This window comes from Aliiroseovarius subalbicans (genome assembly GCF_022678625.1).
GTDB classification, from domain to species: domain Bacteria; phylum Pseudomonadota; class Alphaproteobacteria; order Rhodobacterales; family Rhodobacteraceae; genus Aliiroseovarius_A; species Aliiroseovarius_A subalbicans.
Window position 1 is genome coordinate 65837 of the sequence record NZ_JALBYQ010000005.1, and the last position, 19955, is coordinate 85791.

Below are 19955 nucleotides of genomic sequence, written 5' to 3' on the forward strand. Positions count from 1 at the left end.
TCTATCCGTGTTTTGCCGCGACGGTTTTCAGGGTCGAAAAGCCGTAAAGCGCCTCGAACCCTTTTTCGCGGCCATGCCCTGATTTGCCGATGCCGCCGAACGGCAATTCCACCCCACCACCGGCGCCGTAATTGTTGATGAACACCTGTCCGGTGCGGATTGCCTTGGCCATGCGCATCTGGCGCGCACCGTCACGGGTCCAGACGCTGGCGACCAGGCCGAAATCGGTGCCATTGGCGATGCGGAGCGCCTCAGCCTCACCCTCAAACGGGATGACCACCTGCACGGGCCCGAAAATCTCGTCCTGGGCCAGGCGATGGTCCGTCGGCACATCGGCAAACAGGGTTGGGCGCACGTAATGACCACCCTCGGGCGCGCCGTCCACGATCTGTCCTTGCGCGACCAAACGCAGGTCGTCGCCATCCGCCAGAAACCCTTCGACGATCTCTTTCTGCCGTGCCGAGATCAGCGGGCCAACGTTCAAATCCTCGCGGGCTGGTCCCACCTGAAGCGCGCCGTAGCGCTCGCCCATGCGCGCCACGACCTCGTCATACACGCCGCGCTGCACCAGCACGCGCGAACTGGCCGAACAGGTCTGGCCCGCGTTCTGAATGCAGGCGCCCACCAGGAACGGCAGAGCCTCGTCCAGATCGGCGTCGTCAAAGACGATCTGGGGCGACTTGCCCCCCAGCTCCAGCGTCACCGGCACCACGTTCTGTGCCGCTGCGGCCTGGACCAGTTTGCCCACGCCCACGGAGCCCGTGAAGCTGATGTGATGCACGCCGGGGTGTGCGGTCAGTGCCGCGCCGGCCTCCTCGCCCAGCCCCGGCACCACGTTCAACGCGCCCGGCGGCAACCCGGCCTCTTCGGCCAGCGCCATGAAGGCAAGCGCAGTCAGGCAGGCCTCCTCGGCTGGTTTCAACACGCAGGCATTCCCCATCGCAAGGGCTGCGCCGACCGAGCGGCCGATGATCTGCATCGGGTAATTCCAGGGCACGATATGCCCCGTCACCCCATGCGGTTCGCGCAGGGTGTAAACGGTATAACCGTCCAGATAAGGAATGGTTTCACCATGCACCTTGTCCGCCGCGCCGCCATAGAATTCCATGTAGCGCGCCAGCGCCACCGCGTCGTTGCGCGCTTGCGTCAGGGGCTTGCCAACATCCATCGCCTCGATCAGCGCCAGGTCGTCCAGCCGGGTCTGCACCAGCTGGCCGATCCGGGTCAGGATGCGACCACGCTCCAGCGCCGTCATCCGGCCCCAGGCACCGTCCAGCGCGGCCTGCGCAGCCACGACCGCCGCGTCAATATCCGCCGCCGTGCCACGTGCAATCGAGCCGATTTCCGCGCCGTTTGACGGGTTCTCCATCGGTAATTGTTGCCCGCCAGCCGGGGCTTTCCAGACCCCGCCGATGTGGATCTGCGTCGCGTCGTACCAGAGTGTTTCACGCATGGATGTCCTCCCGCCACGCATCCGGAATCGTTGGCGTGGCTGCTATCAGATTGCGAGTGTAGTCGTGTTGCGGCGCGGCGAAAACCACCTCGGTCGCGCCCTGTTCTACGATCTCGCCCGCGCGCATGACCAGCACCCGGTCGGTGATCGTGCGGACCACGGACAGGTCGTGCGAAATGAACAGATACGCCAGGCCCAGCCGGTTTTGCAGCTCGGCCAGCAGGTCAAGGATCTGCGCCCGGATCGACACGTCCAGCGCCGACACGGCTTCGTCCAGAATAATCAGGTCCGGGCGCAGGATCAGGGCGCGGGCAATCGCAATACGCTGACGCTGGCCGCCGGAAAACTCGTGCGGATAACGCTGCATAGCATCCGGGGGCAGGCCGACTTCCTCCAGCGACAGCGCCACCCGGTTGCGCCAATCCTCAGGGCGGCTGGGCAAAAGGTGGAGCGGTTCTGCCACCAGCTTTTCGACCCGCCAGCGCGGATTGAAGCTGCCGTAAGGGTCCTGAAACACCACCTGGATGCGGGCGCGCAGGTCGCGGGCCGTGGCCGGGGTCATGTCTTTGCCGAACAGGCGGATGTTGCCGCCCTGAAGTGGCTCAAGCCCCAAAATGGCGCGGGTGAGCGTGGATTTGCCACACCCGCTTTCGCCCACAAGCCCAACGCTTTCTCCGCTGTTCATCGTAAAACTGACGCCGTTCACCGCGCGGAACGTCGGCGCGGGACCAAACAGCGCGCGCCGCGGCAGGGCATAGTCTCGCACTGCGCCCTCGACCGTCAGCATCGGCGCGTTGTTTGGGGGTGCGGCGCGGTCGGGTTGGTGGCCCGAGGCTTCGAACAACTGGCGGGTATAGGGATGGGTCATGTGGCGAAACAGCTGCTCGGTCTCGCCCTGTTCCACGATCTTGCCCGTTTGCATCACCGCCACGTGGTCGGCGATGCCGGACACCACTGCCAGGTCATGGGTGATCAGAAGCAGCGACATGCCCTCTTCGGCGACCAGATCGCGCAACAGGTCCAGGATCTGCGCCTGCGTGGTCACATCCAGCGCGGTGGTGGGTTCGTCCGCGATCAACAGTTCCGGGTGCAGCGCGATGGCCATCGCGATGCAGACCCTTTGGCGCTGACCACCGGACAATTCATGCGGATAGCGGCCCAGCGGGAACTTGTCCTGTGGCAGGCCGACGCGTGCCAGTTTTTCAGCGGCGATCTTCATCGCCTCGGCGCGCGAGGTGCGGGTGTGGATCAGCAGTGTTTCCGCCACCTGTTCACCGATGGTCTTCACCGGGTTCAGGGCGGTCATCGGTTCCTGAAAGATCATGCCGATGCGGTTGCCACGAATGGCGCAAAGGTCACGGTCGCGCAGCTTTGACAGATCGCCCCCGTCCAGCATCACCCGTCCCGAGGTCTCGGCGCCCCGCGGCAACAGCCCCATGATCGCGAGCGCCGTCATCGACTTGCCCGACCCGCTTTCGCCCACCAGGCCGAACACTTTGCCCGGCGCCATGTCGAAAGACACATCGTCCAGGATTGGGGTGCCGTGGATCGACAGCGACAGATGCTCCAGCGCGATCATGCCTTGGCCCTCCGAATGCGCGGATCCAGAAGGTCGCGCAGCCCATCGCCCATCAGGTTCAGCCCAAGCACCATCGCGATGATGGCGAGGCCCGGCAGCATGGCCAGGCGTGGGGTGGTATAGATCATCGTCTGCGCATCGGCCAGCATCCGCCCCCAACTGGGCGTCGGCGGCTGCGCGCCAAGACCTACGTAACTCAGCCCCGCCTCGGCCAGGATGCCCAGCGAGAACTGGATCGTGCCCTGAACGATCAACAGGTTCGCGATGTTGGGAAGGATGTGTTCGGCGCTGATGCGGGTGGCGGATTTGCCCGCGACGCGGGCCGCCAGGATGTAATCCAGCGTCCAGATCGACAGCGCGCCACCGCGCGACACGCGGGCAAAGACAGGGATGTTGAAAATCCCGATTGCCAGGATCGCATTGGTGGCCGAGGGGCCGAACACAGCGGTGATCAGGATCGCGATGACCAGCGACGGGAAGGCAAAGATCAGATCGTTGCCGCGCATGATCAGCTCATCCAGCCAACCGCCCCGGTTGGCGGCGGCGGTCAGGCCCAGCGGCACGCCGATGATCACGCCGATCCCCACCGCGACGATCGCCACCGCGATCGAGGTGCGCGCGCCGACCATCAGCATCGACAGCAAATCGCGCCCGAAATGGTCCGTGCCCAGCCAGTATTTGGCACTCGGCCCCTGAAGCTTTTCGCTGATCGACAGCAGGATCACGTCATGCGGGGTCCATAGAAAGGACAGCAGCACGGCGGCAATGAACAGCACGGTCAGCGCCGCGCCCAGGATCAGTTGCACCGGAAGCTTCATGCCTTGCGCCTCAGCCGGGGATCGACGGCGGCATAGGCGATGTCGACCAGGAAGGTGACCACGATCACCGCGAACACCAGCAGCATCACCAGGCTTTCGACCACCACCAGGTCGCGCTGTGTGATGCCCTGAAAGATCAGGCGCCCCAGGCCGGGCAGGAAGAACACGTTTTCAATGATGATCGCCCCGGCCAGCAGAAAGCTGAATTGCAGCCCGATAATGGTCAGCACCGGGATCATGGCGTTGCGTAAGGCGTGGCGGGTGGTGGCCTGCCGGCGGCTCAGCCCCTTGGCGCGCGCGGTGCGGATGTAATCCTGGTGCAGCGTTTCCAGCAGCGAAGAACGCATGACGCGGGCCAGGATCGACGCTTGCGGCAGGGCGAGCGCAATCGCGGGCAGGGTCAGCGCCTTCAGCCCGGCCATGACGCCTGCGTCCCAACCCGGAAAGCCCCCGGCGCTGAACCACCTCAGGTTCACCGCAAAGACCAGCACCAGAAGCATCGCGAACCAGAAGTTTGGCACCGCGATGCCCAGCTGGGTTGTGCCCATGATGCCGTAATCGGTCACACTGCCGCGCTTTGCCGCCGCAATCAGGCCAACCGGAATGGCGATGGTGGTAGACAGGATCAGCGCATAGAGCGCCAGTGGCAGCGACACTTGCAGGCGTTGCGCCACCAGATCGGACACCGGCACGCGGTAGGTGTAACTCACTCCGAAATCGCCTGTCATCATGCCGGTGATCCAGCTCAGATAGCGACTGACAAGGGATCCGTTCAGGCCAAGATCATCGCGCAGCGCTTCGACCGCTTCGGGGGCGGCGTTCAGCCCCAGCATGAAGGCTGCCGGATCGCCGGGGATCACCTCGATCACCGCGAAAATCACCAGGCTGGCCACGATCAGAGACAGGGTCAGCGACAGGGCGCGGGTAAGAGCGAAACGCAGCATGAGGTGACGTTAGACCGGGCGGGCAGGATGGGAAAGGGGGGATGTCGCGGGCGGCTAGAGTTGAAACACCTCATGGCCGCTGTAAAGCAGGAGCGCGGCGTAGGCCCCCCACCACAAAAGCGCAAACAGCGCGACCCGTTTGGTGCGGGATTTGACGCCCGAGATAATCAGCGCGCTGGGCAGATACCAAATCGCCGTCAAAGCGCCAGCGCCGACCGCGGCGGCCCAGATCATGGTCAGGCTGCCCCAGAACGACATCTGAAACGGGCTGGCAAAGCCGAAGAACAAGAGGCCCCCGGCGATCCAGGGAATGCCGCTGAACACCGCGAAGGGGGTCAGCATGCCCATCACGAACGCCGCAGAGACCCGCCCGAGACTGGGCCGCAACACCGCACGCAGGCGGTGACGGTTCGAGGTGAACAGGGATACGAGGCTGGCCAGAGCGCCCGCCAGCAACGCCGACAGGCACAAGACGACTGGCAACGCCAGCGGGTCAGCGGATGTATTCGGCAACGCGTGGCGCGGCGCGAGGAACATGAAATACACCCACAGGATCACCAGGAAAACGCCCGTGGTGAGCAGGTAAAAGCGGGTTTTGACCGTGCCATTCATGTGAAACATGTGGGGGATGGCCCGGGCTGGGAAAAGGTCGGGAAAGCCTTACCCCGCGCGCGGGTCCAAGAGCTTCTCCAACACCCTGTCCGAGGTGATCTGACCGATCACACGCCCGTCCTCCCAGGCGACGCCGATCGGCTTTTCGGTGGTCTGGACCTTTTCCATCACGACATGGATGTCTTCGCCCGGCAGCACGGTTTCCTCGTGCGCCCCGGTTGCAGGCTCCATCACGTCGCGGGCGCACAACACGCCCAGCGGGTTCATGTGGGCCACGAAATCGGCGACATACTCGTTCGCCGGTTTGGTGAAGATGTCGCGCGGGGTGCCGCATTGCACGATGCGCCCGCCCTCCATGATCGCGATCCGGTCGCCCAGCTTGAACGCCTCGTCCAGGTCGTGGCTGACAAAGATGATCGTGCGCTTCAGGTCGCGCTGTAGGTCCAGCAGCTCATCCTGCAACTTGGTGCGGATCAGCGGGTCCAGCGCCGAGAAAGGTTCGTCCATCAACAGGATCGGGGCGTCGGTGGCAAAGGCACGGGCCAGGCCCACGCGCTGCTGCATCCCGCCGGACAATTCGCCCACCTTGCGCTCGGCCCAGTCCGCAAGGCCGACGAGGCTCAGCTGTTTGTCGACCAGCTGATTGCGCTCGGCCACGGCCATGCCTGCCAGTTCCAAACCCAGCCCGACGTTTTCACGCACAGTGCGCCAGGGCAGCAGGCCAAACTGCTGAAACACCATCGCAATGCGGTGCTGGCGCAGGTCGCGCAGGGTGGCAGCGTCGGAATGGGTCACGTCGACAAGCCCGTCCCCGTCACTCACCCGAACCGTGCCGCGCACGACCGGGTTCAACCCGTTCACCGCGCGCAAAAGCGTGGATTTACCTGAGCCCGACAGGCCCATGAGCACAAGGATCTCGCCCTCCTCCACGGCAAGCGAGCAATCGTGAACGCCCAGCACCTGGCCGGTCTTTTCCTGGATTTCGCCGCGCTCTTCGCCCTTGTCCATCAGGGGCAGGGCGCGGTTGGGGTGATCGCCGAAGACGATGTTCACGGCGTCGAATTCTACTGCAATGCTCATATCAGCGCTCCACCCGCAGGATGCGGTCCAGCATGATGGCGACCACGACGATGATGAAGCCGCTTTCAAACCCAAGCGCGGTGTTAACGCTGTTCAGGGCGCGCAGGACCGGCACGCCCAGCCCGTCGGCGCCCACCAGGGCCGCGATGACGACCATCGACAACGACAGCATGATGGTCTGGTTCAAGCCGGCCATGATCTGCGGTAACGCATAGGGCAGTTCGACCTTCCACAGGGTCTGGCGCGGCGTGGCGCCGAAGGCTTGCGCGGCTTCCAGCAGCGGCTCGGGTGTCGAAGACACGCCCAGATGCGTCAGGCGAATGGGGGCGGGTAACACGAAGATCACCGTTGCGATCAGGCCCGGCACCATGCCGATGCCGAAAAACACGATCGCAGGGATCAGGTAAACGAAGGTGGGCAGGGTCTGCATCAAATCCAGCACCGGGCGCATCGCGGTGAACAGGCGCGGCCGGTGCGCGGCGGCGATGCCGATCGGCACGCCCACGGCCATGCAGACCACACAGGCCGACAGGACCAGCGTCAGGCTTTCGGTCGTTTCCTCCCAATAGCCCTGGTTCAGGATGAACAGGAACCCCAGCGCGACCATCACGCAGGTTTTCCAGTTGCGCTGCAACGCCCAGGTGGCCGCAACAACAAGCGCGCCGATAATCAGCGGATGGGGCGTTTGCAGCACCCACAAGAAGGCCTCGATCATCAGCTCCATGAACCACGACAGCCAGTCGAAGAACGGCTCTCCGGTTTCCTGAAGCCAGTCGAAAACGCGTTTCGACACTTTCCCCACGGGGATCTTGTGTTCTGTCAGCCAGTCCAAGGGTCAGCGCCTTTCGCAAGGGGCCGCTTCAGGCCCAAAAAGACCCCCCTCCCGCGGTCGGGAGAGGGGCATTGTCACAAACCGATCGGCTTACATGCCAAGGGCGGCTTTCACAGCGGCGACAGCGTCGCCGCCGTCCATCGTGGTCACGCCATCCAGCCAGGACATATACATGTCCGGGTTGGCCGCGAGCCAGGCGCTTGCGGCATCGGCGGGGTCTTCGCCATCATTCAGGATCGCGCCCATGATCTCATTCTCCATCGCCAGGGTGAATTCCTGGTTCGACAGCAGTTTGCCGACATTGGCGCAATCGGTGACGAAACCGGCGCGGGTGTTGGTCATGACCTCGGCCCCACCCAGGTTCGGGCCGAAGTAGTCATCGCCACCGGTCAGATAGCCCATGTCGAAATTGGCATTCATCGGGTGCGGTTCCCAGCCCAGGAACACAACAGGCTCATCCTTTTTGTCGGCCCGTGCGACCTGTGCCAGCATGCCTTGTTCCGAGCTTTCGACAACCTCGAACCCATTCAGGCCGAAGGCGTCTGCGTCGATCATCGACTGGATCAAGCGGTTGCCGTCATTGCCCGGCTCGATGCCATAGATGTTGCCGTCCAGCGCGTCCTTGTGGGCCGCGATGTCGGCGAAATCGGCAATGCCCAGCGTTTTCGCCGCGGCGTTCACCGCCAGGGTGTATTTCGCGCCGGTCAGGTTGGTGCGCACGGTGTCGACGGTGCCCGCTTCGCGGTAAGGCGCGATGTCGGCTTCCATCGTCGGCATCCAGTTGCCCAGGAATACGTCCACGTCGCCTTCGGCCAGCGCGGTATAGGTCACGGGCACCGACAGGATCTTGATATCGGTCTCATATCCCAGCGCGTCCAGCACCACGGTGGTTGCGGCGGTGGTGGCGGTGATGTCGGTCCAACCCACGTCCGAAAAGACGACTTCGGCGCAGTGACCGTCAGCGAAGGCAGTACCGGCAACGGCCGACAGGGCCAGGGCGGAAAGGGTGGTTTTCAACATGTGGTTTTCTCCCAGTTGTTCTTGTTATGCGCGACAGACCGCCGCAGCTGACGCAACCCTAACGCCTTGGGCGTCAGGGTGAAACCGCCATTCGGATTCCACGAAACTGCGTTTTGTTGATTGACGAGTCAATTAAAAACCGGAAACTGGGCGGATAGTGTCAGGAGGCAGCATGCCGAAACTGGGAATGGAACCGATCCGGCGCGACGCGCTGGTCAAAGCGACGATCAGCGAGATCGGGCGCGCGGGATCGCTGGACGTGACGGTGACGCAGATCGCAAAGCGGGCCGGGGTGTCCTCGGCGCTGGCGCATCACTATTTCGGTGGCAAGGATCAGATTTTCCTGGCCGCAATGCGCCACATCCTGTCGGTCTATGGCGCCCAGGTGCGCGCAGCGCTGTCCGTGGCCCGCACCCCGCGCGCCCGGTTAGAGGCGATTATCGGGGCGAGCTTCGAGGCCGGAAATTTCCGGCCCGAGGTCATTTCGGCCTGGCTAAACTTCTATGTGCAGGCGCAAAGCGTCGATGGGGCGCGGCGCCTGTTGCGGGTCTATCAGGGGCGGCTTCACGCCAACCTTGTCCACGACCTGCGCCCGCTGGTGGGCGATCAGGCCGACCTTGTGGCCGACAACATCGCCGCGATGATCGACGGGCTTTATATCCGCCATGCCCTGCGCGACGTGACCCCCGATGGGCAAGCCGCCTGTGATCAGGTGCTGGGCTGTCTGGACCGAATGCTGGAGCAATACTCATGACGAAACCGAACATCCTGATCGTGATGGTGGACCAGTTGAATGGCACCCTGTTTCCCGATGGCCCCGCCGATTGGCTGCATGCGCCGAACCTGAAGGCGCTGGCCGCGCGCTCGGTCCGGTTTGCCAATGCCTACACCGCGTCGCCCCTGTGTGCGCCGGGGCGGGCGTCGTTCATGTCGGGCCTGCTGCCACGTCGCACGCGGGTTTATGACAACGCCGCCGAGTTCGCTTCGGATATCCCGACCTATGCGCACCATTTGCGCCGGGCAGGCTACCAGACTGCGCTGTCGGGCAAGATGCATTTCGTCGGTCCCGACCAGATGCATGGGTTCGAAGAACGGCTGACCACCGACATCTATCCGGCCGATTTCGGCTGGACCCCGGACTACCGCAAGCCGGGCGAACGGATCGACTGGTGGTATCACAACATGGGCTCGGTCACCGGCGCAGGCGTGGCCGAGATTTCCAACCAGATGGAATATGATGACGAGGTCGCCTACCACGCGACGCGCAAGGTCTATGACCTGGCACGCGGCCATGATGACCGGCCCTGGTGCCTGACCGTGTCGTTCACGCATCCGCATGACCCTTATGTGGCGCGCAAGAAGTATTGGGACCTCTATGAGGATTGCGAACACCTTCTGCCCGATGTGGCGGCGATGGAGTATGACGACCACGACCCCCATGCGCAGCGGATTTTCGACGCGAATGACTGGCGCAACTTCGACATCACGGATGAGGACATCCGCCGGTCCCGCCGCGCCTATTTCGCCAATATCTCGTATCTGGACGACAAGATCGGCGAGATTTTCGAAGCGCTGGAAAATACCCGACAAGAGGCGATCATTCTGTTCGTCTCGGACCACGGCGACATGCTGGGCGAACGCGGGTTGTGGTTCAAAATGAACTTCTATGAAGGCTCCGCGCGGGTGCCGCTGATGGTCTGCGCGCCGGGGTTGGCGCCTGCGCGGATCGATGCGCCGGTCTCCACCCTGGATGTGACCCCGACTCTGGCCGATCTGGCCGGCGTGTCGCTGGAGGAGATCACGCCATGGGTGGACGGCGAAAGCCTGCTGCCGGTGGCGCGGGGAGGGGACCGCGAAAGCCCGGTGGCGATGGAATATGCCGCCGAAGGCTCCTATGCCCCACTTGTACATTTGCGATATGGACCGTGGAAATACACCCGCTGCGCGCTGGATCCCGATCAATTATTCAACATTGACGACGACCCGCACGAATTGACCAACCTGGCGGACGACCCGGCCCACGCGGCCACTCTGACAAGCCTGCGGGCGAAGTCCGAAGCGCGCTGGGATCTGGCCGCCTATGACGCCGAAGTGCGTGAAAGTCAGGCGCGCCGCTGGGTCGTCTATGAGGCGCTGCGCAATGGCGCCTATTTCCCGTGGGATTACCAGCCGCTGCAACAGGCCAGCGAGCGCTACATGCGCAATCACATGAACCTGGACACTCTGGAAGAGGGACAGCGGTTCCCGAGGGGCGAATGATGCAAGCGGATTATGTAATCGTCGGGGCTGGCAGCGCCGGCTGCGCCATGGCGTATCGGTTGAGCGAGGCGGGCGTCTCGGTGCTTGTCATCGAACACGGCGGCACGGACGCAGGGCCGTTCATTCAGATGCCCGCCGCCCTGAGCTATCCGATGAACATGAAGCGATACGACTGGGGCTTTCAAACCGAACCTGAACCGCATCTGGACAACCGGACCCTGGTCACGCCGCGTGGCAAGGTCGTGGGCGGGTCGTCCTCGATCAACGGCATGGTCTATGTGCGTGGCCACGCCAAGGATTACGACCATTGGGCCGAGCAGGGCGCCGATGGCTGGTCCTATGCCGATGTGCTGCCCTATTTCAAACGGATGGAAAATTGGCACGACGGCGGCCACGGCGGTGACCCGGACTGGCGCGGCAAAGACGGCCCGCTGCACGTCACCCGCGGCCCGCGCAAGAACCCGCTGTTTCACGCCTTTGTCGAGGCTGGTCGTCAGGCCGGATATCAGGTGACCGACGACTACAATGGCAAGCAGCAGGAAGGCTTTGGCCCGTTTGAGCAGACGGTCTGGAAGGGTCGGCGCTGGTCCGCCGCGAATGCCTATCTGAAACCGGCGCTGAAACGCGATAATTGCGACCTGACCCGCGCGTTTGCCCGACGCATCGTGATCGAAGACGGTCGCGCCGTGGGTGTCGAAGTTGAGCGTGGCGGCAAGATCGAGGTCATCCGTGCCGGGCGGGAAGTGATCATTGCAGCCAGCGCCATCAACTCGCCGAAATTGCTGATGCTGTCGGGCATCGGCCCGGCCACGCATCTGGCTGAACACGGGATCGAGGTCATCGCCGACCGCCCCGGCGTCGGTCAAAACTTGCAAGACCATCTGGAGATCTATTTCCAGTTCGCTTCAAAGAAGCCGATCACGCTCTACAAGCATTGGAACCTGGTGTCCAAGGCCGTCATCGGCGCGCAATGGCTGTTCACCAAGACCGGGTTGGGCGCCTCGAACCAGTTTGAAAGCTGCGCTTTCATCCGGTCGCACGCGGGCGTGCAATACCCTGATATTCAATACCATTTCCTGCCCATCGCTGTGCGCTATGACGGTCAGGCATCGGCAGAGGGGCACGGGTTCCAGGCCCATACAGGCCCGATGCGCAGCCCGTCACGCGGAGAAATTACCCTGAAAAGTGCGGACCCGAACGAGGCGCCGCGCATCTTTTTCAACTACATGTCGACCGACCAGGACTGGGAAGATTTCCGCGCCTGCCTACGCTTGACCCGCGAGGTTTTCGGGCAGGAGGCGATGCGCGACCACGTGAAACACGAAATCCAACCTGGGGCGGGTCTGCAGAGCGATGATGAGCTGGACAGTTTCATCCGTGAACATGCCGAAAGCGCCTATCACCCCTGTGGCACCTGCCGGATGGGTCGGGCGGATGACCCGATGGCGGTGGTGGACCCTGAAATGCGGGTGATCGGCGTCGAGGGGCTGCGCCTGGCCGACAGTTCGGTTTTCCCGCGCATCACCAACGGCAACCTGAACGGGCCGTCGATCCTTGTCGGGGAAAAGGCCTCGGACCACATTCTGGGGCGCCCCCCGCTGCCGCCGTCGAATGACGAACCCTGGCTCCACCCGGACTGGGAGACTCAGCAACGCTAGGATTTTCACGGAAAACCCAAGGTAAACCCATTGAAGGCCGCGCTTTCGCACTTTATGCGGGTTCCGATTTGATTCGAGTCAAGGCAGGGTGCCACGCCTTGTGACTAGGCTCACCCGACCAATGAAGGAGGAGACGCGCATGTCCCACACGCCGCACGAACTGCCGGAAGAATTCCCCGAGCACGCCGAGAAAATGATCGCTTTGAAACAGTCGGATTCGCACTTCGCGAAGATTTATGCCGACTACCATGAGATCAACGAGCAGGTGCACCGCGCCGAAGACAACATCGAACCGACCGACCAGTTCCACGAAGAAGACATGCGCAAGCAGCGCGCGCTTCTGAAGGACGAGATTTACCGGATTCTGTCGGCCTGACCGACCTCAGGCCTCGCCGTCACCTGCGGCGGGGCCTTCGACAACCTCTTGGAAACTGTCGAAAAACCTGTCCGCCATCTTCCTGGCAAAGCCATGGATGATGCGGTTTCCTAGACTTGCCAGCTTGCCGCCAACCTTGGCCACGACCTCATAGGTCAGCTCGGTGCCCCCCTCGACATCCGCCAACCGCACATCCGCGCCCCCCTTGGCAAATCCCGCGACGCCGCCCTTGCCTTCCCCCGCGATGCGGTAGCTTTCAGGCGCGTTGATGTCCGACAGGGTCACTTCGCCCTTGAACGTGGCCTTTACCGGGCCGACCTTCTGCTTCACCGTCGCGGCAAAGCCGTCTTCGGGGCTTCCGTGCAGCTCTTCACACCCGGGGATGCAGGCGGCCAGGGTTTCGGCTGAATTCAGATGTGCCCAGACCGTGTCACGGTCCGCAGCAATGATGCGGCTGCCTGTCAGTTCCATGATATCTCCCGTTGCAGCGTCTGTTTCCGCTAACGTTAGAAGCGATCGAGGAAGTGGTAAAGCACCCTTTGCGCAGCCGGTTGCCAAACATTCTGGTGACCCGCTCCCTTCACGACAAAAAGCGTCTTGTCGCGCGCGCCGCTGGCTGTGCGCATATCGCGTGCCATGTCGACCGGGATCAGGGCGTCGCGTGCGCCATGCAGGATCAGAAGCGGCGCGGTGCTGGCGGCAATCTGCGTTTCGCTGGGCCACAGGTTGGGAAGCCGGTCCACCAGATCGCCCAGCTGGGGATACATCACCCGCGCCATATCGCGGATTGAGGTGAAGGGCGCCTCCAGCACCAGTGCGACCGGTGCGGTCCGGGCGGCCAGCGTCACGGCCACCCCGGTGCCCAGGCTTTCGCCATAGATCACCACCGGCCCGCTCAGCGTGTCATAGACCGCGCGGGCATGGGCGTCGAAAGCGTCCGTGCTTTGCTCTCCGGTGCTGCCGGAACTGCCAGGGTAGGCCATCGCCGCCAGGCCATAGCCCCGATCCAGAAACTTGCCGAACCGCCCGGTGCGAAGGGCCAGATTGCCGGCGTTGCCGTGGAAGTACAGGATTGTCGGGTGGCCTGGCGCCGGGTCCGCGACCCACAGGACCAGACCGTTTTGCGTCACCTCGCGCAGGCGGGGTTCTCCGGCCTCGGCCGGGCTCACGCGGGTCGGGTCGAAGTGATACAGCAGCAGGCGTTCGGCATTGTTGGCGATCACAGCTGTGCCAAGCAGCAGCAAGACAAGGATCAGCGCAAGCCGCTTCACCGGTCGATCTCATAGGGCAGCACACCGCGCGCGTCAGGGTTCACCCGCAACTTACGCTCCAGCGGGGGGACCGAGCGTTGGTGGCAATCGTTCCGTTCGCAGATGCGACAGGAAATGCCGATCGGTTCAAACGCGGCGTCGTTCGACACGTCCATGTCGTCGGCATAGACCAGATCGCGCGCATGGCGGATTTCGCATCCCAGGCCAATGGCATAGCGGCGCACCGGGGCCGAGAAGCTGCCGCCGGATTTCGACACATTTCGCGCGAGGCACAGGTAGCGCACCCCGTCCGGGGTCTGCGCCAACTGCCGCAGGAACCGGCCCGGCGTTTCGAACGCCTGGTGCACGTTCCACAGCGGGCAGGCACCGCCAAAACGGGCGAATTGCAACCGTGTGGCCGAGTGGCGCTTGGTGATCGTGCCGGCCTGATCGACGCGCACGAAGAAGAACGGAATGCCCTTGGCGCCAGGGCGTTGCAGGGTGGACAGCCGATGCGCCACCTGCTCGATGGACGCCCCAAACAGGTCCGCCAGCCGCTCCAGATCATGCCGCGTGTCGCGTGTGGCCTGCTGAAACGCGCCATAGGGTAGAAGGGCCGCGCCCGCGAAGTAGTTTGCAAGCCCGATCTTGGCAATCGCACGGGCTTCATCGGTCTGGAACCGGGCCAGGTCCAGCGTTGCCTCAAGAAGGTCGTTTTGGGTCAGCAGTGCCACCTGGTGCAGCAGCTGAAATCGCCGGGTCGAGGGTGTGGATAAAGTCGACAGATGTAGCGTTCGGTTGCCGGCGTCATATCCACGAAGCCGTTCACCCGCTTGAAGGTCAACGGTAATATCCATTTTGGCCAAAGCGGACATCGCGGCGGTTTCGGCATTTCCGTCGCGGGCAAACCGTTCAGCCGCGCGATCCACCGCATCAATGTAGTTGTCGCAATAGTGAAAGAAGTCGCGCACCTCCTCCCAAGGGCTTGCTTGCACCGACGACCCATCCCGCCCTAGTGCTTCGTCGAGGGAGGCGAGGCGTTCATGGCCTTGGCGATAGGCGCGGTGCAGCTCCAGAAATGCCCGCGCCAATGCGGGGGCATTCGAAGCTGCAAGGCGCAGATCGGCCAATGGCGGGCTGTCGCTGAACACCGGATCGGCCAGCGCCTCGCGCATGTCCGTGACCAGGCGCTCGGCGTCCCCGGTCGAAAGCTCGGCCACGTCAAAGCCGAACTCCTGCGCCAGCGCCAGCACAACCCCGGTGGAGACCGGGCGGTTGTTGTTTTCCATCTGGTTCAGATAGGGCAGGGACACGCCCAGCTTTTCGGCGAACCCCTTTTGCGTCAGGCTTAGACGGGTGCGCAATTCGCGCAGTTTCACGCCGGCATAGAGTTTCTGTGTCGCCATGGGATCGGGGCCGCCTTTGCAGAATTTGCTATGCCTCGCTTAGCATTTGCAAAGTGGGGGCGGCAAGGTTCATGCGCCCAGGCGGCGCTGGCGTCGGATCACCAGAGTGATGGCGACGATCGATAGGGTTGAAGAGATAACCATCATCCACAGCAGCGGGAAGGCCCCTGTGTCAGGGGTCAGAAGCCAGCCCGACAGCGCCGACAGCCCGGCGCCGCCACCGATCAATATCGCACCACCCAGCCCCGCCGCGCTTCCTGCAAGATGAGGACGCACGCTGAGCATGCCGGCATTGGCATTGGGCAACAGAATGCCATTGCCCAGGCCAAGCGGGATCATGAAGCCGAAGAACACGTATTGTGAACCAAGCCCGAGGTGGAACAATACAAGCGACATGACAAGTGCCACCGTCGCGATTGTCGCGCCAATGATGACCATGCGGTTAATGCCGAAGCGTACGGAATAACGGCCGGAAAACCAGTTTCCGAACAGATAGCCGACCGAGGGGGCGCCAAAGAAGAACCCCATCGTTGCTGGATCCATGTGATAGATCACGCTGCCGATGAAGGGCGCACCGCCGAGGTAAGAAAAGAAGGCGCCGGCCGAGGCCGCGGCTGCGGCGCAATAGCCCCAGAACTGACGCGACAGCAAAAGCTCGGGGTAGTCGTGCAGTTGGCGGCGCAGTCCGCCTTCGCGGCGCATTGCGGTTTCGCCCATGTCACGCCAGACCAGCCAAAGCACTCCTGCGCCCATGGCTGCCTGCAGCCAAAAATTTGCTTTCCAGCCGAACGCCTGATCCAGCACGCCGCCCAGGGCGGGGGCCAGCATCGGCACGATCGACATGCCCATGGTGACATAGCCCAGCATGCTGGCGGCCTGGTCGGGGGGGTACATATCGCGCACGGCGGCCCGGCTAATCGCCATTCCGCCGACGATGACTGCCTGCGCCATGCGGAAGGCCAGGAAGACTTGCACGGTCGGCGCCAAGATACAGCCCAGCGTGGCCAGAATGAACAGCGCAAAGCTCCACAAGATCACCGGGCGACGGCCAACCATATCCGAGATCGGGCCGACTATGATCTGAAGTATCGCGTTTACCGCGAGATACAGCGCAACGGACAATTGCATGAGGCGATAATCGGTTTGGAAATGCTCCGCCATGCCCGGCAGTGACGGCAGGAACACGTTCATCGACATCGCCCCCGCCGCGACGATCATCGTCAGCGTCAGAACATTTGGTGGTGTCCTTGAATCAAGAAACCGAGGGGCTGCGAGGTCGGCCATGGTATCGGGTTACGCTCGCGCATCGGTTTTGTCCAGTTGGTCAGGTTTCCCTTCATGCGATAATTTGCAATTATGCAATTTGCAGAACCGGTCTTGTCAATTATTTGCAAATACGCGGAATTTCTCTTTCTGCAATCGCACAATGCGGCTAGTTTGCCTTGAAATCAAGGAGTGCCGCCAGATGAAAGATATCCTTCAGGAACTTGAAAGCCGTCGCGAAACCGCCCGATTGGGTGGAGGTCAACGCCGGATCGACAGTCAGCATGCCAAGGGCAAGTTGACCGCCCGTGAGCGGGTCGAGCTGCTTCTGGACGAAGACTCGTTCGAAGAGTTCGACATGTTCGTGGCCCATCGCTGCACCGAATTCGGGATGGAAGACGACCGGCCCGCAGGCGATGGCGTGATCACCGGTTGGGGGACGATCAACGGCCGCATGGTCTATGTGTTCAGCCAGGACTTCACGGTCTTTGGCGGCTCACTGTCCGAAACACATGCGCAAAAGATCTGCAAGATCATGGATATGGCGATGCAGAACGGCGCGCCGGTGATCGGCATCAACGATTCGGGCGGGGCCCGGATTCAGGAAGGCGTCGCCTCACTTGCCGGTTACGCCGAGGTGTTCCAGCGCAACATCATGGCCTCGGGTGTGGTGCCGCAGATCAGCGTGATCATGGGTCCCTGCGCCGGTGGTGCGGTCTATTCGCCCGCGATGACCGACTTCATCTTCATGGTGAAAGACACGTCCTATATGTTCGTGACCGGCCCGGACGTGGTGAAGACCGTGACCAACGAGGTCGTGACGGCCGAGGAGCTTGGCGGCGCCTCGACTCACACCAAGAAATCGTCGGTGGCCGATGGTGCGTTTGAAAATGACGTCGAAGCGCTGAACGAAGTGCGGCGCCTGGTCGACTTTCTACCGCTCAACAACCGGTCGAAGGCGCCAACGCGACCGTTCTTTGATGACCCCGGGCGGCTGGACGCGAGTCTGGACACGCTGGTGCCGGACAATCCGAACACGCCTTACGACATGAAAGAGCTGATTGGAAAACTGGGCGACGAAGGCGACTTTTACGAGATCCAGGAAGATTTCGCCAAGAACATCCTGACCGGCTTCATCCGTATGGAAGGCTCCACCGTGGGTGTTGTCGCGAACCAGCCGATGGTGCTGGCGGGCTGCCTGGACATTGACAGTTCGCGCAAGGCCGCGCGGTTCGTGCGCTTCTGTGATGCGTTCGAAATTCCGATCCTGACCCTGGTCGACGTACCCGGCTTCCTGCCCGGGACCAGCCAGGAATACGGCGGCGTCATCAAGCACGGCGCGAAACTGCTGTTTGCCTATGGCGAAGCGACGGTGCCGAAGGTGACCGTGATCACCCGCAAGGCCTATGGCGGCGCTTATGACGTGATGGCGTCCAAGCACCTTCGCGGTGATTTCAACTATGCCTGGCCGACAGCTGAGATCGCAGTGATGGGCGCCAAGGGTGCGACCGAGATCCTGTATCGCAGCGAATTGGGCGATCCCGAGAAGATCGCGCAGCGCACGGCAGACTACGAAGATCGTTTTGCCAACCCGTTCGTCGCCGCCGAAAAGGGCTTTATCGACGAGGTGATCCAGCCCCATTCGACCCGCAAGCGCGTGTGTCGGGCTTTTGCCAGTCTGCGCGGCAAGTCGTTGCAGAATCCGTGGAAAAAGCACGACAACATTCCGCTGTAAGGACTTAAACCGGGTATGCATGAGGCGTTCACATATCGTACTGAGGCGGCCACGTGGGGGGCAATCATTCGCCAACCGCTGGCAGCCTTGTGCGTCGGTGTTGTTCTGTCCGCTCCGGCAGGGGCGGGCGAGAAGATCCGCGTGCCTTCGGGACAGGATGTGACGTTTCAGGATGCGATTTGGGGCGAACCCGGCGCGACCGGTCTTGCGGTGCGCTTTCGTTTCGTCGCGCCTCGGATCGCACGCACCGTTGGCGATATCGAATTCCTCCAGGCCGAGGAAGACATGGTGCACCTGTGCGAAACCTTTGCCCTTCCGCGCGTGGCCTCGACCGGGCCCAGACCGGCGCAAATAATCATCAGCCTATCGGACCGTGTGATTGAGTTCGGCCTGTCCGACCCGGAGGCCACCCAGTTTTTCGAAGCCTACCGCCCGGATGGCGAAAGCTGCGTTTGGGAGGGGTTTTGATGGCTCGATTTCTCAACCCAGCCCTGCCGCACCGGCAAGAAATGGCCCACTTTTTTCCCATGCGTCAATCCGCTCGAGGTTTTTTCGCGGTAAACGGGTATAATGCTGGTGCGCGCGAAAACTTTGAAGGGAGGGTACAATGCTTACTCGTTTCACCGTTCTGCTTGGTGCTGCTGGCCTCATCGCCCTGTCGGCCTGCACCTCGGACGCGGACAGGCCCGCAGCGGTCTATCCTGAGCCGGTTTTCAACAAGGTTGGAGCATCGGGGGAGGGCGAATGCCCACCGGGATATGATCGCACCCCGCTGGTTGATTACGCTACGAACTATGTGCCGCAGCAGACGCCAATTCCTTGCTGCCCGGAAGGATATGCTTATTCGCAAGAGCGTGATGTTTGCATGCCAATTCCGCAGCGTCCGGATGACAACGGGGACACGCCCGAGCGTGACATCCCTGGAATCAACAACGGAACTGGTTTGCTCGTTCGGGGCTGAAACGTCGGGTGAAATCAGGGTGCCCCCTGCTTTGTGGGGGGCTTCACAATGCTGAAACACCGTGGGTTCCCCGGCAGACTGCCGGGGACCGATTTCCAGTTTACCATCCGTCGTGACAACAAAAAGGGTGTAACGCCCTTGGTGCATCGCGAGCGGTTCGCGGATCGCCGACCCGCAGACCGACGCGCTGACGCAGGCTTCATGAAAGCCCTGTGGGAGAACTTCGGAGACCAGCCCTTCGAGCGCGGAAATCTGGATGCCGGGCGTCTGTCGTGGTTCTTCGGGCGCGAGGTTGTCGCCGCAGAAGATCCTTTCGACCCCGCCAGTTACGAGGCCCTTCTAAAAATTGACCTGCGCCGCGCCGCCGCCGCCTTTCCCGAGATTTTCGGCACGGAGGGATCGGCGTGAATCTGCCAGCACACAGCGATTTCCAGCAAATTTCGGCTCAATCAGGGCGCGAGATAAGCACGGTCTTTCGTGATGCACAGAGCGCTGGCAAAGTCATATTCATGGCAGGGGCTATATCCCGGTCTTCTGCCTGGTTTAGTCAAAACCGTTACCCTTCCCCTTCTGTCCGACCTGGTCGTGTATTGACCAGGTCGGGCATTTTTCTCCGGCGGACAGGCGCGCAGGGGGGGGCAGAGTGCAATTTCCCCTTTGCAGTCAGGGAAAATCGGATAGAATCGCCTCATAACAAAATTGCACAACG

At 62.5% G+C, this 19955-nt stretch carries 20 protein-coding genes; 8 read left to right on the top strand and 12 right to left on the bottom strand.

The genetic code is table 11. The features are described 5' to 3' along the window. Window position 1 precedes the first annotated feature (1 nt). The 8 genes from MN188_RS15230 to choX all read right to left on the bottom strand — a co-directional run bounded on the left by MN188_RS15230 (window position 2) and on the right by choX (window position 8338). Window positions 2-1453, bottom strand: coding sequence for an aldehyde dehydrogenase family protein (locus tag MN188_RS15230; protein WP_242110093.1), 1452 nt, complete (start codon window positions 1451-1453; stop codon window positions 2-4). Then, window positions 1446-3032, bottom strand: a complete 1587-nt coding sequence (locus MN188_RS15235; protein ID WP_242110094.1) for an ABC transporter ATP-binding protein — start codon at window positions 3030-3032, stop codon at window positions 1446-1448. Before MN188_RS15235 ends, MN188_RS15230 begins: the two co-directional genes overlap by 8 nt. Continuing rightward, a complete protein-coding gene (locus MN188_RS15240; protein WP_242110096.1) occupies window positions 3029-3850 on the bottom strand; it encodes an ABC transporter permease in 822 nt (273 codons plus the stop codon). Before MN188_RS15240 ends, MN188_RS15235 begins: the two co-directional genes overlap by 4 nt. Next, window positions 3847-4794 (bottom strand): ABC transporter permease, encoded by a 948-nt coding sequence (locus MN188_RS15245; RefSeq protein ID WP_242110098.1) that lies wholly within the window; start codon window positions 4792-4794, stop codon window positions 3847-3849. The genes MN188_RS15240 and MN188_RS15245 overlap by 4 nt, the downstream gene beginning before the upstream one ends. 54 nt (window positions 4795-4848) lie before the next feature. After that, window positions 4849-5406 carry a hypothetical protein gene (locus MN188_RS15250; protein ID WP_242110100.1) on the bottom strand — a complete coding sequence of 186 codons (558 nt, stop codon included), beginning with the start codon at window positions 5404-5406 and terminating at the stop codon, window positions 4849-4851. A gap of 48 nt (window positions 5407-5454) precedes the next feature. Further along, window positions 5455-6486 carry a choline ABC transporter ATP-binding protein gene (choV, locus tag MN188_RS15255; RefSeq protein WP_242110102.1) on the bottom strand — a complete coding sequence of 344 codons (1032 nt, stop codon included), beginning with the start codon at window positions 6484-6486 and terminating at the stop codon, window positions 5455-5457. Window position 6487: 1 nt separating this feature from the next. Then, complete coding sequence (gene choW, locus MN188_RS15260; RefSeq protein ID WP_242110104.1) at window positions 6488-7318, bottom strand: choline ABC transporter permease subunit; 831 nt, start codon at window positions 7316-7318, stop codon at window positions 6488-6490. Between the two features lie 90 nt (window positions 7319-7408). Next, window positions 7409-8338 carry a choline ABC transporter substrate-binding protein gene (choX, locus tag MN188_RS15265; RefSeq protein ID WP_242110106.1) on the bottom strand — a complete coding sequence of 310 codons (930 nt, stop codon included), beginning with the start codon at window positions 8336-8338 and terminating at the stop codon, window positions 7409-7411. A 172-nt stretch (window positions 8339-8510) separates the two neighbouring features. Between choX and betI the strand changes: the two genes are divergently transcribed. The 4 genes from betI (at window position 8511) to MN188_RS15285 (ending at window position 12631) form a co-directional block, all read left to right on the top strand. Beyond that, window positions 8511-9092 carry a choline-binding transcriptional repressor BetI gene (gene betI, locus MN188_RS15270; RefSeq protein ID WP_242110108.1) on the top strand — a complete coding sequence of 194 codons (582 nt, stop codon included), beginning with the start codon at window positions 8511-8513 and terminating at the stop codon, window positions 9090-9092. Continuing rightward, window positions 9089-10597 (top strand): choline-sulfatase, encoded by a 1509-nt coding sequence (betC, locus tag MN188_RS15275; protein WP_242110109.1) that lies wholly within the window; start codon window positions 9089-9091, stop codon window positions 10595-10597. The genes betI and betC overlap by 4 nt, the downstream gene beginning before the upstream one ends. Continuing rightward, the gene (betA, locus tag MN188_RS15280; RefSeq protein WP_242110110.1) at window positions 10597-12255 is read left to right on the top strand and encodes a choline dehydrogenase; all 1659 of its coding nucleotides are present in this window, start codon (window positions 10597-10599) and stop codon (window positions 12253-12255) included. The genes betC and betA overlap by 1 nt, the downstream gene beginning before the upstream one ends. 139 nt (window positions 12256-12394) lie before the next feature. Continuing rightward, window positions 12395-12631, top strand: coding sequence for an HP1242/YdcH family protein (locus tag MN188_RS15285; protein ID WP_242110111.1), 237 nt, complete (start codon window positions 12395-12397; stop codon window positions 12629-12631). Between the two features lie 6 nt (window positions 12632-12637). Here MN188_RS15285 and MN188_RS15290 read toward each other — a convergent pair whose 3' ends face one another. From MN188_RS15290 to MN188_RS15305, 4 genes are all read right to left on the bottom strand, one after another. Then, window positions 12638-13102 carry an SRPBCC family protein gene (locus MN188_RS15290; RefSeq protein WP_242110112.1) on the bottom strand — a complete coding sequence of 155 codons (465 nt, stop codon included), beginning with the start codon at window positions 13100-13102 and terminating at the stop codon, window positions 12638-12640. Between the two features lie 35 nt (window positions 13103-13137). Then, window positions 13138-13902 carry an alpha/beta hydrolase gene (locus MN188_RS15295; RefSeq protein WP_242110113.1) on the bottom strand — a complete coding sequence of 255 codons (765 nt, stop codon included), beginning with the start codon at window positions 13900-13902 and terminating at the stop codon, window positions 13138-13140. Continuing rightward, entirely contained in the window at window positions 13899-15287 is a 1389-nt protein-coding gene (locus tag MN188_RS15300; RefSeq protein ID WP_242110114.1) for a helix-turn-helix domain-containing protein, read from the bottom strand. The genes MN188_RS15295 and MN188_RS15300 overlap by 4 nt, the downstream gene beginning before the upstream one ends. A gap of 69 nt (window positions 15288-15356) precedes the next feature. After that, on the bottom strand, window positions 15357-16571 hold the full coding sequence (locus tag MN188_RS15305; protein WP_242110115.1) for a multidrug effflux MFS transporter: 1215 nt from the start codon (window positions 16569-16571) through the stop codon (window positions 15357-15359). 181 nt (window positions 16572-16752) lie between these two features. Between MN188_RS15305 and MN188_RS15310 the strand changes: the two genes are divergently transcribed. From MN188_RS15310 to MN188_RS15325, 4 genes are all read left to right on the top strand, one after another. Continuing rightward, window positions 16753-18285, top strand: a complete 1533-nt coding sequence (locus MN188_RS15310; protein ID WP_242110116.1) for an acyl-CoA carboxylase subunit beta — start codon at window positions 16753-16755, stop codon at window positions 18283-18285. A gap of 15 nt (window positions 18286-18300) precedes the next feature. Then, the gene (locus MN188_RS15315; protein WP_242110117.1) at window positions 18301-18753 is read left to right on the top strand and encodes a DUF6497 family protein; all 453 of its coding nucleotides are present in this window, start codon (window positions 18301-18303) and stop codon (window positions 18751-18753) included. A 139-nt stretch (window positions 18754-18892) separates the two neighbouring features. After that, complete coding sequence (locus MN188_RS15320) at window positions 18893-19246, top strand: hypothetical protein (RefSeq protein ID WP_242110118.1); 354 nt, start codon at window positions 18893-18895, stop codon at window positions 19244-19246. Window positions 19247-19294: 48 nt separating this feature from the next. Continuing rightward, window positions 19295-19654: a hypothetical protein gene (locus MN188_RS15325; RefSeq protein WP_242110119.1), complete on the top strand. Its 360-nt coding sequence runs from the start codon at window positions 19295-19297 to the stop codon at window positions 19652-19654. The last annotated feature ends 301 nt before the right edge of the window (window positions 19655-19955 follow it).

Bases quoted from the DNA above. Each gene is read 5' to 3' on its own strand.
- choX (WP_242110106.1), bottom strand. From the start codon at position 8,338: ATGTTGAAAACCACCCTTTCCGCCCTGGCCCTGTCGGCCGTTGCCGGT.
- choV (WP_242110102.1), bottom strand. From the start codon at position 6,486: ATGAGCATTGCAGTAGAATTCGACGCCGTGAACATCGTCTTCGGCGAT.
- MN188_RS15320 (WP_242110118.1), top strand. From the start codon at position 18,893: ATGCTTACTCGTTTCACCGTTCTGCTTGGTGCTGCTGGCCTCATCGCC.
- MN188_RS15230 (WP_242110093.1), bottom strand. From the start codon at position 1,453: ATGCGTGAAACACTCTGGTACGACGCGACGCAGATCCACATCGGCGGG.
- MN188_RS15315 (WP_242110117.1), top strand. From the start codon at position 18,301: ATGCATGAGGCGTTCACATATCGTACTGAGGCGGCCACGTGGGGGGCA.
- MN188_RS15305 (WP_242110115.1), bottom strand. From the start codon at position 16,571: ATGGCCGACCTCGCAGCCCCTCGGTTTCTTGATTCAAGGACACCACCA.
- MN188_RS15300 (WP_242110114.1), bottom strand. From the start codon at position 15,287: ATGGCGACACAGAAACTCTATGCCGGCGTGAAACTGCGCGAATTGCGC.
- MN188_RS15250 (WP_242110100.1), bottom strand. From the start codon at position 5,406: ATGAATGGCACGGTCAAAACCCGCTTTTACCTGCTCACCACGGGCGTT.
- MN188_RS15245 (WP_242110098.1), bottom strand. From the start codon at position 4,794: ATGCTGCGTTTCGCTCTTACCCGCGCCCTGTCGCTGACCCTGTCTCTG.
- MN188_RS15325 (WP_242110119.1), top strand. From the start codon at position 19,295: ATGCTGAAACACCGTGGGTTCCCCGGCAGACTGCCGGGGACCGATTTC.
- betI (WP_242110108.1), top strand. From the start codon at position 8,511: ATGCCGAAACTGGGAATGGAACCGATCCGGCGCGACGCGCTGGTCAAA.
- betA (WP_242110110.1), top strand. From the start codon at position 10,597: ATGCAAGCGGATTATGTAATCGTCGGGGCTGGCAGCGCCGGCTGCGCC.
- MN188_RS15285 (WP_242110111.1), top strand. From the start codon at position 12,395: ATGTCCCACACGCCGCACGAACTGCCGGAAGAATTCCCCGAGCACGCC.
- MN188_RS15240 (WP_242110096.1), bottom strand. From the start codon at position 3,850: ATGAAGCTTCCGGTGCAACTGATCCTGGGCGCGGCGCTGACCGTGCTG.
- MN188_RS15235 (WP_242110094.1), bottom strand. From the start codon at position 3,032: ATGATCGCGCTGGAGCATCTGTCGCTGTCGATCCACGGCACCCCAATC.
- betC (WP_242110109.1), top strand. From the start codon at position 9,089: ATGACGAAACCGAACATCCTGATCGTGATGGTGGACCAGTTGAATGGC.
- MN188_RS15290 (WP_242110112.1), bottom strand. From the start codon at position 13,102: ATGGAACTGACAGGCAGCCGCATCATTGCTGCGGACCGTGACACGGTC.
- MN188_RS15310 (WP_242110116.1), top strand. From the start codon at position 16,753: ATGAAAGATATCCTTCAGGAACTTGAAAGCCGTCGCGAAACCGCCCGA.